Origin of the sequence: Streptomyces sp. NPDC020490 (assembly GCF_044335305.1) — a bacterium.
Classification (GTDB): Bacteria; Actinomycetota; Actinomycetes; order Streptomycetales; family Streptomycetaceae; genus Streptomyces.
Genome location: NZ_JBIRUY010000001.1, coordinates 556291 through 568591, shown reverse-complemented (window position 1 = coordinate 568591; position 12301 = coordinate 556291). Strand labels below are relative to the sequence as shown.

Annotated in this window: 15 protein-coding genes and 1 pseudogene; 10 read left to right on the top strand and 6 right to left on the bottom strand. The window is 73.4% G+C overall.

Translation table 11 applies throughout. The features are described from left to right. The first annotated feature begins 330 nt into the window (after window positions 1–330). Window positions 331–693, top strand: coding sequence for a DUF1304 domain-containing protein (locus tag ACH4ZX_RS02570; protein WP_398266260.1), 363 nt, complete (start codon window positions 331–333; stop codon window positions 691–693). Beyond that, window positions 690–1253: a TetR/AcrR family transcriptional regulator gene (locus tag ACH4ZX_RS02565; protein ID WP_398266257.1), complete on the top strand. Its 564-nt coding sequence runs from the start codon at window positions 690–692 to the stop codon at window positions 1251–1253. Before ACH4ZX_RS02570 ends, ACH4ZX_RS02565 begins: the two co-directional genes overlap by 4 nt. A gap of 4 nt (window positions 1254–1257) precedes the next feature. Here ACH4ZX_RS02565 and ACH4ZX_RS02560 read toward each other — a convergent pair whose 3' ends face one another. Further along, window positions 1258–2109, bottom strand: a complete 852-nt coding sequence (locus ACH4ZX_RS02560; RefSeq protein ID WP_398266679.1) for a hypothetical protein — start codon at window positions 2107–2109, stop codon at window positions 1258–1260. A 156-nt stretch (window positions 2110–2265) separates the two neighbouring features. Next, entirely contained in the window at window positions 2266–3216 is a 951-nt protein-coding gene (locus tag ACH4ZX_RS02555; RefSeq protein WP_398266253.1) for a GlxA family transcriptional regulator, read from the bottom strand. Window positions 3217–3287: 71 nt separating this feature from the next. On the opposite strand from ACH4ZX_RS02555, the gene ACH4ZX_RS02550 reads away from it, so the two are divergent. The 5 genes from ACH4ZX_RS02550 to ACH4ZX_RS02530 all read left to right on the top strand — a co-directional run bounded on the left by ACH4ZX_RS02550 (window position 3288) and on the right by ACH4ZX_RS02530 (window position 7885). Beyond that, complete coding sequence (locus tag ACH4ZX_RS02550) at window positions 3288–4247, top strand: NADP-dependent oxidoreductase (RefSeq protein WP_398266250.1); 960 nt, start codon at window positions 3288–3290, stop codon at window positions 4245–4247. Window positions 4248–4526: 279 nt separating this feature from the next. Continuing rightward, window positions 4527–4907, top strand: a complete 381-nt coding sequence (locus ACH4ZX_RS02545; protein ID WP_398266247.1) for an anti-sigma factor antagonist — start codon at window positions 4527–4529, stop codon at window positions 4905–4907. A 169-nt stretch (window positions 4908–5076) separates the two neighbouring features. After that, complete coding sequence (locus ACH4ZX_RS02540; protein ID WP_398266244.1) at window positions 5077–5739, top strand: DUF4230 domain-containing protein; 663 nt, start codon at window positions 5077–5079, stop codon at window positions 5737–5739. Between the two features lie 111 nt (window positions 5740–5850). After that, a complete protein-coding gene (locus ACH4ZX_RS02535) occupies window positions 5851–6414 on the top strand; it encodes a VanZ family protein (protein ID WP_398266241.1) in 564 nt (187 codons plus the stop codon). A 187-nt stretch (window positions 6415–6601) separates the two neighbouring features. Next, complete coding sequence (locus tag ACH4ZX_RS02530) at window positions 6602–7885, top strand: ricin-type beta-trefoil lectin domain protein (protein WP_398266238.1); 1284 nt, start codon at window positions 6602–6604, stop codon at window positions 7883–7885. 27 nt (window positions 7886–7912) lie between these two features. Here the strand turns inward: ACH4ZX_RS02530 and ACH4ZX_RS02525 are convergent, their stop codons facing one another. Together ACH4ZX_RS02525 and ACH4ZX_RS02520 are read right to left on the bottom strand one after the other, a co-directional pair. Further along, window positions 7913–8149, bottom strand: coding sequence for a hypothetical protein (locus ACH4ZX_RS02525; RefSeq protein WP_351891198.1), 237 nt, complete (start codon window positions 8147–8149; stop codon window positions 7913–7915). Window positions 8150–8214: 65 nt separating this feature from the next. Further along, window positions 8215–8355, bottom strand: a pseudogene (locus tag ACH4ZX_RS02520) (SDR family oxidoreductase); the annotation flags it as partial. Window positions 8356–8540: 185 nt separating this feature from the next. Here ACH4ZX_RS02520 and ACH4ZX_RS02515 point away from each other — a divergent pair. From ACH4ZX_RS02515 to ACH4ZX_RS02505, 3 genes are all read left to right on the top strand, one after another. Further along, the gene (locus ACH4ZX_RS02515) at window positions 8541–9578 is read left to right on the top strand and encodes a PHP domain-containing protein (RefSeq protein WP_398266235.1); all 1038 of its coding nucleotides are present in this window, start codon (window positions 8541–8543) and stop codon (window positions 9576–9578) included. A gap of 36 nt (window positions 9579–9614) precedes the next feature. Next, entirely contained in the window at window positions 9615–10289 is a 675-nt protein-coding gene (locus ACH4ZX_RS02510; protein WP_398266232.1) for an HAD family hydrolase, read from the top strand. 366 nt (window positions 10290–10655) lie between these two features. Then, complete coding sequence (locus ACH4ZX_RS02505; protein ID WP_398266229.1) at window positions 10656–11684, top strand: SDR family oxidoreductase; 1029 nt, start codon at window positions 10656–10658, stop codon at window positions 11682–11684. 8 nt (window positions 11685–11692) lie between these two features. Here ACH4ZX_RS02505 and ACH4ZX_RS02500 read toward each other — a convergent pair whose 3' ends face one another. Together ACH4ZX_RS02500 and ACH4ZX_RS02495 are read right to left on the bottom strand one after the other, a co-directional pair. After that, window positions 11693–11926 (bottom strand): hypothetical protein, encoded by a 234-nt coding sequence (locus ACH4ZX_RS02500; protein ID WP_398266226.1) that lies wholly within the window; start codon window positions 11924–11926, stop codon window positions 11693–11695. Window positions 11927–12115: 189 nt separating this feature from the next. Beyond that, complete coding sequence (locus ACH4ZX_RS02495; RefSeq protein WP_398266224.1) at window positions 12116–12295, bottom strand: hypothetical protein; 180 nt, start codon at window positions 12293–12295, stop codon at window positions 12116–12118. Window positions 12296–12301: the final 6 nt, after the last annotated feature.

The following is a 12301-nucleotide window of genomic DNA, read 5'->3' as shown; positions in this document are numbered from 1 at the left end:
AGGGGAGCTTATCGGGTAAGAACCCGAAAGGATCAAACTGGCGGTCGGACGGAAGTGAGGGTTCCGTCACTCTCGGACAAGTTCCAACGGTCGACAAATACCTATGCGGACCTGCACCGTTGCCGGAGAGTAACCATCAGCGCGCCCACCTCCGACCGTCGTTGCCGGGTCTGGACCACTGCCGCCGGGGCGGTCGCGCATGGCGGTTGGCGGGGGCATATGCGCCGGTCAGCGCGCTCTGCGGGCGTGCGCGGCGCCGATCCGCCCCCTCACGCTTTCCTGGACATCTGCCCAGCTAGGATGGACACCTGCCCAGAAAAGGAGTCCGGTGTGGAGACGCTCGCGCATGTGCTGGTCGGTCTGGTGGCCGCGCTGCACGCATACTTCCTGGTGATGGAGATGTTCCTGTGGCAGCGCAAGCCCGGCCGGGCGCTGCACGGGTTCGACCCCGAGATGGCGCGGGCGACCGCTCCGCTCGCCGCCAACCAGGGGCTTTACAACGGCTTCCTCGCCGCCGGGCTGGTCTGGGGACTGATCGCCGCGGATCCGACCGGATTCCGCGCCCAGGTCTTCTTCCTGTGCTGTGTCGTGGTCGCCGGCGTCTTCGGCGCCGCCACGGCCAACCGCCGCATCCTGGTCGCCCAGGCCCTGCCCGGAGCCCTGGCCCTGGCCGCCGTGCTCGTCGCGGGATGACCCGCCCCACGCCTGAGGACCCGCGCGCGGCGCGTACCCGGGCGCGGCTGCGGGCGGCTCTGCTCGCGGAATGCGCCGAGCGGCCGCTGGCCGACGTGGGCGTGGCCGCGCTGGTGCGCCGGGCGGGCGTCGGACGGGCCACGTTCTACCTGCACTACGCCGACCTGGAGGCGCTGGCCGTGGACGCCTGCGCGGACGTCGTACGGGAGGCGGTGGAGGCGCTGCACTCCTGGCGGGGCAGGCCCGACCCGGTGCACGCGCCGCCCGCGCTGGGCGAGTTCTTCGCCTCGCTCGCCCCGCTCGCCGGCCTGTACCGGGCGCTGCTCAGCCCGGGCGGCGGCGGCCCGCTCGGCCACGTGCTGCACCGGGACCTGCGGGCCTACAGTCTGCGCGAACGGGAGTTGGCGGGCGCGGCGGACGCCCCGCTGGTCGCCTCCGCGGTGGCCGCCACCTTCGCCGGGGTGCTGGCCGACTGGCTGCACGGGCTGCTGGCGGCCGACGCCGGAGAGATCGCCGACCAGGTGTGGCAGTTGCTCGTCGCGCTGCACTCCAGTCGCTGACGGCTCATTTGCAGCCCATGCCCGGCTTGACGCGGGGCCAGGCCTCGACGCCCCGGGAGGTGCGCACGTACACCCGGGACGGATCGTCCGTCAGCCACAACTGCCGCTCGCGCAGGCGGTATCCGGTGTCGTGGGCGCCGGCGGGCAGGGGTACGTCACCGTCGTACGGGGAGGTGAGCATCCCCCGCGGCAGCACCCGGTCCGGGTCCCGGGCGTACGTCCTGCCGTCCTCACCCTGTCCCAGCGACAGGAAGTGGGCCTTCTGCCAGTCGCAGTGGGCGGCGCCGGCGGAGCTGCTGAGCCGGGCGACCGGCACCCGCTCGCCGTCCCCGTCGGTCCAGACCTCGTACTCCTGGGTGTCGGTGAAGCTCGCCGGCAGTTCGGCCGGATCGCAGGAGGCGCTGGTCTCCGGTCCCCAGCCCGGCCTGCCGGGCCGGTCCTCGGCGACGACCACGGCGACCTTGGTCCTGCCGTCCACGTCGAACGAGTACAGCACGCGGCCCTTCTCCCGGCGCTCCACGCGGTAGCCGTGGCGGGGAACGCCGGGCTGGTCCATGTCGAAGTAGGCCCGCAGGCCCTCCTCCGGCGTCGTTCCTCCGTCGCCCCGTCCCCACGACTCCGCGGCGCCGCCCGAGTAGATCTCCCCGTCGCACTCCAGCGCCCGGCCGGCGGCGCCCGCCCGGCCGGGCAGGCCGCGCACGCCCTCCTCGTCGTGCCGCTCGGCGGGCAGGTGCAGCGGTCCGCCGTACGGCGTCGCCGGCGGGGTGCCGTCGACCACGAGGTCCGGCCGGTCGTCACCGCACGCCACGGCCGCCGACGCGACCAGTACCACCACCATCACGAGCCCCGCGCGCATCCCCACCCCGGTGTCCTTTCGCCGCTGCCTGCTCCTACGACGCGGCGGCCGGACGGAACGTTCGCGGCGGGCCGGAACGTCCACGGCGGCGCGGAGCGGGGCGCGAGGTGACGCGGCGCAAGGCGGGGCGACGCGGCGCGGGGCGGGGCGGGGCGGCTATCGCGGGGTCGCCTGGAAGGTCCGCCGGTAGGCCTGTGGGGAGACCCCGATCGCGGCGTGCAGGTGCTGGCGCAGGGAGGCGCCGGTGGCGAAGCCGACGCGGCCAGCGATCTGGTCGACGGACAGGTCGCTGGACTCCAGCAGGTGGCGGGCGCGGGCGACGCGCTGCTGGATGAGCCAGCGGCCGGGGCTGAGGCCGACCTCGTCGTGGAAGCGGCGGGCGAAGGTGCGCAGGCTCATCCGGGCGTGGCCGGCCAGATCGGTCAGGGTGAGCGGCCGGTCGAGGTTCTCCAGCGCCCACGCCCGGGTGGCGGCCGTGCCGCTGGCGTCGCCGGCGGGCACCGGCTGCTCGATGTACTGGGCCTGGCCGCCGTCCCGGAACGGCGGCACCACGCAGCTGCGGGCCACCGCGTTGGCCAGCTCGCTGCCGTGGTCGCTGCGCACCACGTGCAGGCACACGTCGACGCCGGAGGCGGCTCCGGCGGAGGTGAGGATGCGGCCGTCGTGGACGAAGAGGACGTCCGGGTCCAGGTCGATGTGCGGGTACCGGCGCCGGAACAGGCCGGCCAACTGCCAGTGCGTGGTGGCCTTCCGGCCGTCGAGGAGCCCTGCCGCGGCGAGCAGGAAGGCGGCCGTGCAGATCGAGACGATCCGGGCGTCGGGGCGGATCCGCGCGAGCGCGGCGGCGACCGCGGCGGGCAGGTCGGCCGGGATCTGGGAGGACACGACGGAGGCGATCACCACCGTGTCCGCCGTGGCCAGGGCCTCCGGGCCGTGCTCGACGGTGATGGTGAAGTCGGAGGCGGTACGCACCGGACGGCCGTCCACGGAACAGGTCAGCACCTCGTACCGGCCGTCGGCGGCGCCGAAGATGCGGCTGGGGATGCCGAGTTCGAAGGGGTACACACCGTCGAGGGCCAGGACCACGACCCGCTCCACACGTCGCATGGCACGATCCTATCGGACATTGACCATCGTGCCATTTTCCTGACGGGCGGACCCCGGCAGGCTGGTCCACCATGAGCACTGTGAGCACTGAGAACACGATGCGAGCCATCAGCCAGGACGTCCTCGGCGGTCCCGAGGTCCTGAAGGAGGTGCGGCTGCCCCGGCCCGAGCCGCGCGCGAACGAGGTGCTGGTCCGGGTCCGCGCCGCCGGCGTCAACCCGACCGACTGGAAGCACCGGGCGACGGCCGGCTTCATCGGCGAGCCGCCCTTCGTGCTGGGCTGGGACGTGTCCGGCGTGGTCGAGGCGGTCGGCGTCGGCGTGGCCCGCTTCCGGCCCGGCGACGAGGTCTTCGGCATGCTGTCCTACCCCTACGGGCACGGAGCGCACGCCGAGTACGTCACCGCTCCCGCCCGCGTCTTCGCGCACAAGCCGGCCTCCGTCGACCACGTCCAGGCGGGCGCCCTGCCGCTGGTCTCCCTGACCGCCTGGCAGGCCCTGGTCGAGACGGCGGACCTGCAGCCGGGGCAGCGGGTGCTGATCCACGCGGCGGCCGGCGGGGTGGGGCACGTGGCCACGCAGATCGCCAAGGCGCGGGGCGCGTACGTGATCGGCACGGCGAGCGCGGGCAAGCACGACTTCCTGCGCGGGATCGGCGTGGACGAGGCGATCGACTACCGGGCGACGGACTTCGCCGAGGCCGTGAAGGACGTCGACGTCGTCCTGGACACGATCGGCGAGGACACCTCCATGCGCTCGCTGCGGGTGCTGCGTCCGGGCGGGCTCGTGGTCTCGATCCGGCCGGTGGGTTCGAACGATTTCTACGAGGAGGCCGAGCGGCTCGGCGTCCGGGCGCTCAGGATGCTCGTCGACTCCTCCCAGAGCGGCATGCGGGCGATCGCGGAACTGGTGGAGTCCGGCAGGCTGCGCGCCACCGTCGCCGAGACCTTCCCGCTGGCCGACGCCGCGCGGGCGCACGCCCTCGGCGAAACCGGACGGACCACCGGCAAGCTGGTCCTGCTCATGGACTGACCCGGAACCCGAGCGCCGCCCGGCCCCCGGTGGCCGGGCGGCGCCGTGCCGTGTCGCGCCTCGCCGCAGCTCGCCGCGCCCCGCCGCTGTCGACGCTCTTCCCCGCAAGACCTCCACCGCAAATCGGAGACATATGTCAATCGAACATGCTCAAATTCAGTTCGTTGAGGGTAACTTGCAGGGCGGGGAACGCTTTTGCCGTCGGCCGGTCCCCGGGACTCGGCTGCGCTCGAACGCTCGGTGCCGCCGCAGGCGCAGCAGGTGGGAGGCGATGTCGTCGTGCAGCAGGACCCCGCGCCGCTCACCCGGCACCTGCGGATCCGCCACGACCGGGGACACACGGTGCTGGAGTTCCACGGCGAGATCGACATCGCCGCGGCCGCGGAGATCGCTCCCCACCTCGACCGGCTGACGACACGCAGTGGCGTCCGCCTGGTGATCGACCTCCGGCACATCGAGTTCTTCGACTGCTCGGGGCTGCGCCTGCTGTACCGGGCCCGCAGCCAGGTCCTCGACCGGGGCGGGGAGCTGAGACTGGTGTGCGCCCACGCCCTGACCCTGCGCGTCCTCAGGGTCACCGGCCTGTCCCGGCTGCTGCCCCCGCATCCGACGCTGGACGCGGCCCTGGGCCAGCCCGAGGCCACGTCCGGTTCGTGGTGAACCGCGCCGGTTGAGGAGCGTCGTCACGCGGTCCGCGGCGACCGCGCCCCGGCCCGCCGCGCCCGTGCGCCCCCCCCACTGCCCCCGTCCACGGCGGCGATCGGCCAACGCAGCGGTCTGCCAGAGGAATTGGCGGGCATGCGAAGGGGGAGGAAGGAGGGCCGTCGCCATGACCACTCCCATCAGACGCATGTCCAGGCGCACGCCGGGCTGGGCGAAGGCGGTGAGCGCCGTCGTGCTGGTGCTCGTGGTGTTCTTCGCCGGCATCCGGCTGAGCGTGCTCCCAGGTCTGAAGGACCTGTTCGGAACGGAGACGCACGACCGCTCCGGACCCGCGCTGCTGCAGTCCATCCAGGACATGAGCCGCTACGACGCCGCCTCCGGCAACTTCCAGGTCGTCGTGGACCTGGAGAAGGACACCAAGTTCCTGCCGGACGCGATCCGCGGCTCCCGCACCCTGTACGTCGGCGCGGGCACCGTCGACGCCTACGTCGACCTGGGCAAGGTCGGCAAGGACGACGTGACGGTCGACGAGGACCGCACGTCCGCCACGCTCCGTCTGCCGCACGCGGCACTGGGCAGGCCGGCGCTCGACCCGGACCGCTCCTACGCCGTCTCCAAGCAGCGCGGTCTGCTCAACCGGCTCGGCGATCTGTTCTCCGACAACCCCAACAGCGAACAGGCCGTGCAGAAACTCGCGGTCCGGCACATCGGCGAGGCGGCCCGGCAGAGCGGGCTGACCGCACGGGCCGAGTCCAACACCACCGACATGCTCGAGGGCCTGCTGCACTCCCTCGGCTTCAAGGTGGTCCACGTCACCTACGGCACCTGACCGAGCGCGAACGGCACGGTGCCCGCCGGCTTCCCGGCCATGGCGGGCATCGTCGGCCGGTCGCAGGGTAACCGCCTTGCACCGCAGGGAAGTTGAAGACCGGAGGATCGAATGGCCCGAGCAGCCTCACGCTCTCGCATCGCGCTCCGCCCGCGCGCCGGCAAACCGGGGCGCGAGCCGGCACCGGCGCGCGCCGAGCGGCACGTCGTACCGCTGCCGTTCCGTCTGCTGGCCATGCTGTGCGCGTTCGCCTTCATGGTGGCGTTCGCCGTGGTGCTGGCCCGGCTCACCCTGGAGCCCTCCCCCGCGTCGGTGGCGCTGACCCACACCAATCTGCATCCGGGCCGGTCGCTGCGGGCCTACCTGGACCAGCCGGCGCTGCGCGACGCGGTCAAGCAGATCGGCGGGAACCTGCTGCTGGGGATCCCCTTCGGCGTCCTCGTCCCGATCGTCGCCCCGCGCACCCGCGGCGTGCTGCGCGTGCTGCTGCTGACCGCCGTGGTCATGCTGCTGGTGGAGTTCGCCCAGGGCGCGCTGGTCACCGGCCGCGCCTTCGACATCGACGACGTCATCCTCAACACCTCGGGCGCGCTGCTCGGCTACCTGCTGCTGGGGCGGCGGCTGAGCCGGGCGGTGCACGCCCGGAAGCGCCGGCCGGTGCCGGACGAGCAGTGAGCGAGGTACGCCTCGGCGGCCCCGGGTCCTCGAACGGCCCGGGGCCCTCTCGATTCCAGGTCCGCACCAACCTCTTGACGCCCACTTATCTCACTCCTTAAATCAAGAGGCAGTACTGTCAGCGCCTTTCACCCCCCACCCCGGCCGGCCGGCCCCGCCGCCGTGCCGCCGTACGGAAGGAAGTGCCGTGGCCTCCCCCCTTCTGCCGCGCAGATGCCTGCTCGCCGCCCTGTCCGCCGCCGCGCTGATCGCCACCCTCGCCGGCGGCCCGGCACAGGCGCGGCCCGAGGCCGCCGCGACCACCGCGGCCACCGCGGCCGCCGTGGCGTTCTCCGACACCTTCGACGGGCCCGCCGGGGCCGCGGTCGACTCCGCCAAGTGGCAGGTGGAGACCGGCGACAACGTCAACAACCACGAGCGGCAGTACTACACGTCCGGCAACAACAACGCCGCGCTGGACGGCCAGGGCCACCTGGTCATCACGGCCCGCCGCGAGAACCCGGCCGGCTACCAGTGCTGGTACGGCACCTGCCAGTACACCTCGGCCAGGATCAACACCTCCGGGAAATTCACCGCGCAGTACGGCCATGTCGAGGCCCGGATGAAGATCCCGCGGGGACAGGGCATGTGGCCGGCGTTCTGGATGCTCGGCACCCCCGTCAACTGGCCGGACTCCGGCGAGATCGACGTCATGGAGAACGTCGGCTTCGAGCCCTCCACCGTGCACGGCACCATCCACGGCCCCGGCTACTCCGGCTCCGGGGGCATCGGCGCCGCCTACACCCTGCCATGGGGGTCCCCCCGCTCGAGCGAAGCCGAGAGTGGGGGAGGACAGGCCTTCGCCGACGCCTTCCACACCTTCGCCGTCGACTGGGCGCCGGGCTCGATCACCTGGTCCGTGGACGGCAACGTCTACCAGCGGCGCACCCCCGCCGACCTGGGCGGCCGGACCTGGGTCTTCGACAAGCCGTTCTTCCTGATCCTCAACCTCGCCGTGGGCGGTTACTGGCCCGGCGACCCCGACGCCTCGACGGCCTTCCCGCAACAGCTGGTCGTCGACTCGGTGTCGGTCACCACCGGCGACACCGCCACCGGGGCCGCGATCAAGGGCCTGGCCGGCAAGTGCGTCGACGTCGCCGGGGCGAACCCGACCAACGGCACGCCCGTCCAGCTCTACGACTGCAACGGCACCGCGGCCCAGCAGTGGACCGTCGGCTCCGACGGCACCCTGCGCGCGCTCGGCAAGTGCCTGGACGTCACCGACAACGGCACCGCCGACGGCTCCACCGTCCAGCTGTGGGACTGCACCGGCGGCCCCAACCAGAAGTGGACCGTCACCGCCGCGCACGACATCGTCAACCCGCAGGCCGACAAGTGCCTGGACGTGACCGGCAACAACTCGGCCAACGGCACCCGGCTGCAGATCTGGACCTGCACGGGCGGCGCCAACCAGAAGTGGACGGTCGGCTGACCGGTTCCGCGCGGTCCCGGCGGACTCTCAGTGCAGTTTCCAGGTGAACTTGTCCCCGCCCACCCAGCACACGACGTCCGGATCGTCGAGGTCGTGCACGTGGATCCCGAACGCTGCGGCGGCCTCCAGTACGTCGATGAGGGTCGTCGCCTCGGCGACCATCTGGCCGTCGATCTCCACGATCCGGAACGGCGGCGTGCCCGGCTGTACTCCGAGCACCACGATCCGCGGACGGGCAATGTGCGGGCTCGCGATTTCGGTCATGCCATAGAGCGTAGGCCGGATCCGGCCATCTCGGCTCGGCCATGCCGGTCCGGCTGTGGCACCCGCGGCACGCCGGGGCGGGACTGGGCGTGCCCATAGGTGTCCTCCTGGCCGGTCATCGGCGTGGCGGTCTCGCCGGGCGCCACGGCTCGCGCACGGATGACGTCGACGATCCGGCCGCCGTCACCCTGCCGGATGGAACGGCGTCATGGTGCCCGTACCGGCGTTGTCGGCCAGGACGGTCTTGCCGCGGACGGGGGCGGGCATCACGGCATCCTCGGGATCGCGGCAGCGGCGAGGCATCGCAGCATCCGGGCGGGCGGCAGGCGAACCGTGCGTGCCCGGCGCCGCTGGGGAACCCTGGAGGAGGACCGCGAGGAAGAAGGTGACGATGGACCCCGTCGAGGCACTGGAGCGGATCGCCTTCCTGCTGGAGCGCTCGCTGGCGCCGACGTACCGGGTGCGCGCCTTCCGCACCGCGGCCCGCGTGCTGACATCGCTGCCCGGCGACGAGGTGCGCGAACGGGCCGCGAGCGGGTCGCTGGAGTCGCTCAGGGGCGTCGGCCCGAAGACCGCGCAGGTGGTGCGGGAGGCGCTGGCCGGGCAGGTGCCCGGCTATCTGCGGAAGCTGGAGGACGAGGCCGAGGCGCCCCGCGGCGGGGGTGGCGCGCGGCTGCGGGCGCTGCTGCGCGGGGACTGCCATCTGCACTCGGACTGGTCGGACGGCGGCAGCCCGATCGAGGAGATGGGCCGGACCGCGGCGGCGCTCGGGCACGAATGGGCGGCCCTCACCGACCACTCGCCGCGGCTGACCGTGGCGCGCGGGCTGTCGGCCGAGCGGCTGCGCGAGCAGCTGGACGTGGTCGCGCGGCTGAACGCGACGTGGGCGCCGTTCCGGCTGCTCACCGGGATCGAGTGCGACATCCTCGAGGACGGCTCGCTGGACCAGGAGCCGGAACTGCTGGAGCGGCTCGACGTCGTGGTGGTGTCGGCGCACTCCAAGCTGCGCATGGACGCCCCCGCCATGACCCGCCGCCTGGTGCGGGCCGTGCGCGACGAGCACGCCGACGTCCTCGGCCACTGCACCGGAAGGCTGGTCACCGGACGGGGTCGGCCGGAGTCGCAGTTCGACGCCGAGGAGGTGTTCGCCGCGTGCGCGGACAGCGGCACGGCCGTGGAGATCAACAGCCGGCCCGAACGGCTGGATCCGCCCCGGCGGCTGCTGCGCCGGGCCGTGGACGCGGGCGTGCTGTTCTCCGTCGACACCGACGCCCACGCGCCCGGCCAGCTGGACTGGCAGATCCTCGGCTGCGAGCGGGCCGAGGAGTGCGGGGTGCCGGCGGAGCGGGTGGTCACCACCTGGACCGCGAAGGAGCTGCTGGCCTGGACGCGGGAGGGGCGCACGCCCTCGGGAGTGCCGGGCCCCTGACGTGGTACTCGTGCGCCCACCGAGGAAGGGAGCGGCATGGAACGGGCAGCCGTGTTCGACATCGACGGGACGCTCGTCGACACCAACCATCTGCACGTGGTGACCTGGTGGGAGGCGTTCCGCCAGGCGGGGCACCGGGTGTCCATGCACGCCGTCCACCGGTCTGTGGGGCTGAGCTCGGCGGATCTCGTCGCCCGACTGCTCGGCGACGAACGCGACGAACGCGACGAACGCGACGAGGAGCAGGAAGCGCGGCTCAGTGCCGCGCACAAGGCGCTGTACGGGCAGTACTACGACCGGCTGCCGCCGCTGCGGGACGCCGGCCGGCTGCTGCGGCACCTGCACCACCACGGCTGGAAGGTGGTCCTGGCGACCTCGGCGAGCGGTCCGGAACTCTCCGCGCTGCGCCGCGCGATCGACGCCGACGACGCGATCACCGCCATGGCCGGCGCCGACGACGTCGAGCAGGGCAAACCGGCGCCCGAGCCCGTCGAACACGCCCTGGAGCTGGCCGGGGTGCCCGCCGAACGGGCCGTCTTCGTCGGCGACACCGTGTGGGACATGCAGGCCGGCCGCCGCGCGGGCGTGCGCTGCCTGGGCGTCCTGTCCGGCGGCATCCCGCACCGCGCCCTGCGGGAGGCGGGAGCGGAGGCCGTCTACGACGACGTAGCCGACCTGCTGGCCCGGCTGAAGGACAGCCCGCTCGCCTGACCCGGCAGACGGGCACAAGTGACGCAGATCACCGCAAGCAGGGACAAGCCGGGGAACACCCGGCGGGGCTCCCCCGTTGAACGGATCGTGGGTGCGGACGGGACAGTGTCCCCGGGCCTCACCATCCGCCCACAGGGACGATCGTTCGGCTGAAGCCCTGTGGAGCCTTCGCCGAGAGGCGACCGCCGTGCGTGCCCACCCTCTGTCGGCCCCGACCGTGATCCCCCCGTCCGGTCGGGGCCCTTTCCGTCCGCCCGGGCGGGCGGGACAGGGCCGCCTGGCCGCCCGCGTGCGTCCCTCCCGGCCGGGTACTCGGCACTCCCCCCGTCACCGCAGGGCCGGGGGAACAGCCGAAGGGAGCCGAAGGTGAGCAGCGCAGCGGGCAGCAGGATCGTCGTGACGGGCGCCACGGGCAACGTCGGCACCAGCGTGGTGCGTCTCCTCTCCGAGGACCCGGGGACGGAGTCCGTGCGGGGACTGGCCCGGCGGATCCCCGACTGGTCGCCGCCGAGGACGGAATGGTCGGCCGTCGACCTGGCCTCGGAACGGGCGGACCTGGTCGAGGAGTTCGCGGGAGCCGACGCGGTGGTGCACCTGGCGTGGGCGTTCCAGCCGACGCACGATCCGGCGACGACCTGGCGCACGAACGTCCTCGGCTCCCTCCGTGTGTTCGACGCGGTGGCGGAGGCCGGCGTGCCGACGCTGGTGCACGCGTCCTCGGTCGGCGCGTACTCGCCGGGGCCCAAGGACCACGCGGTGGACGAGTCGTGGCCGACGCACGGCTGGCCGGACGCCGCGTACTGCCGGGAGAAGGCGTACCTGGAGCGCGCCCTGGACACGTTCGAGCGGGACCGTCCCGAGGTGCGGGTGGTCCGGATGCGGCCCGCCTTCCTCTTCAAGCGGGAGTCGGCGAGCGAGCAGCGCCGCATCTTCGGCGGCAAGTTCCTGCCGGGCCCGCTGACGCGTCCCGAGCTGCTGCCCTTCCTGCCCGACGTGCCCGGGCTGCGGGTACAGGCGCTGCACACCGACGACGCGGCCAAGGCGTACGTGCTGGCGCTGCGCTCCGACGCTCGGGGCGCCTTCAACCTGGCCGCCGAGCCCCCGGTCGACGCGGAGCTGCTGGCCGAGATGCTCGGCTCGCGCCCGGTCCGGCTGCCGCGCGCCGCGGCCCGCTCGGCGATCGCCGCCGCGTGGGGCCTGCATCTGCTGCCGGCCTCGCCCCACCTGTTCGACGCTGTGCTGCGGCTGCCGCTGATGGACTGCACGCGTGCGCGTGCCGAGCTGGGGTGGCATCCGGAGCACACGGCGAGCGAGGTGCTGGAGGAACTTCTGCAGGGCCTGCAACGCGGCGAGGGCGCCGCTACGGAGCCGCTCCGGGGCCGCAAGGCGAGCTGAGGCGCCGGTCAGGCGGTGGGCTCGTCCGGAGTGGGGTGCTCCTCGTGGACGGTCGCCGAGCGCGGGCCGTCCTGGCGGCCCGTGCCCGCCTCGTCGGTGTCCGGGAGGTCGGCGGTGGACTTCTCCTCGTCGGAGGCGCCGGGTGCCACCTCCCACGGGTCCTCGCCCTCCCGTGCCAGTTGGTCCGGCATGTCCCGCGGAACGGGTCCGCCGTCCTGCCCTGTGCTTCGCCGGTCGGCCACGGCATACCCCTTTCGTGTCGTCGGGCGCCCGGCGAGTACCTCCGCCGGTGACCGGTGAAACATCTCCGAGTCGTGTGCCTCGTGAAATGCGCAGGTCGGGCGGGCTGGTGTGCGCGCGGTCCGGGGTGCTCGGGCTGGCCAGGGGTGGGCCGGCACCGTGACCGGCCCACCCGTTGCACGACCGGAGGCTCACTGCCAGCAGGTGGCCTCGTCGCCGCCACCGCCGTCCGCCGTGCTGCCGGCCGACACCGCGTAGGCGATCCCCTTGCCCACCCCGGGTGCGGGCGACCAGCCACCGGTGTGGGCCGGCGGCGGGGGCGCCCTCGTCGGGACCTCCCGCGGTTGCTCGGCCAGCGCCTTGCTGTTCACGGTGCA

Coding starts and splice junctions, on each gene's coding strand:
- ACH4ZX_RS02535 (WP_398266241.1), top strand. CDS start 5,851: ATGGCCCGAGCAGCCTCACGCTCTCGCATCGCGCTCCGCCCGCGCGCC.
- ACH4ZX_RS02515 (WP_398266235.1), top strand. CDS start 8,541: ATGGACCCCGTCGAGGCACTGGAGCGGATCGCCTTCCTGCTGGAGCGC.
- ACH4ZX_RS02525 (WP_351891198.1), bottom strand. CDS start 8,149: ATGACCGAAATCGCGAGCCCGCACATTGCCCGTCCGCGGATCGTGGTG.
- ACH4ZX_RS02540 (WP_398266244.1), top strand. CDS start 5,077: ATGACCACTCCCATCAGACGCATGTCCAGGCGCACGCCGGGCTGGGCG.
- ACH4ZX_RS02560 (WP_398266679.1), bottom strand. CDS start 2,109: ATGCGCGCGGGGCTCGTGATGGTGGTGGTACTGGTCGCGTCGGCGGCC.
- ACH4ZX_RS02565 (WP_398266257.1), top strand. CDS start 690: ATGACCCGCCCCACGCCTGAGGACCCGCGCGCGGCGCGTACCCGGGCG.
- ACH4ZX_RS02510 (WP_398266232.1), top strand. CDS start 9,615: ATGGAACGGGCAGCCGTGTTCGACATCGACGGGACGCTCGTCGACACC.
- ACH4ZX_RS02555 (WP_398266253.1), bottom strand. CDS start 3,216: ATGCGACGTGTGGAGCGGGTCGTGGTCCTGGCCCTCGACGGTGTGTAC.
- ACH4ZX_RS02550 (WP_398266250.1), top strand. CDS start 3,288: ATGAGCACTGTGAGCACTGAGAACACGATGCGAGCCATCAGCCAGGAC.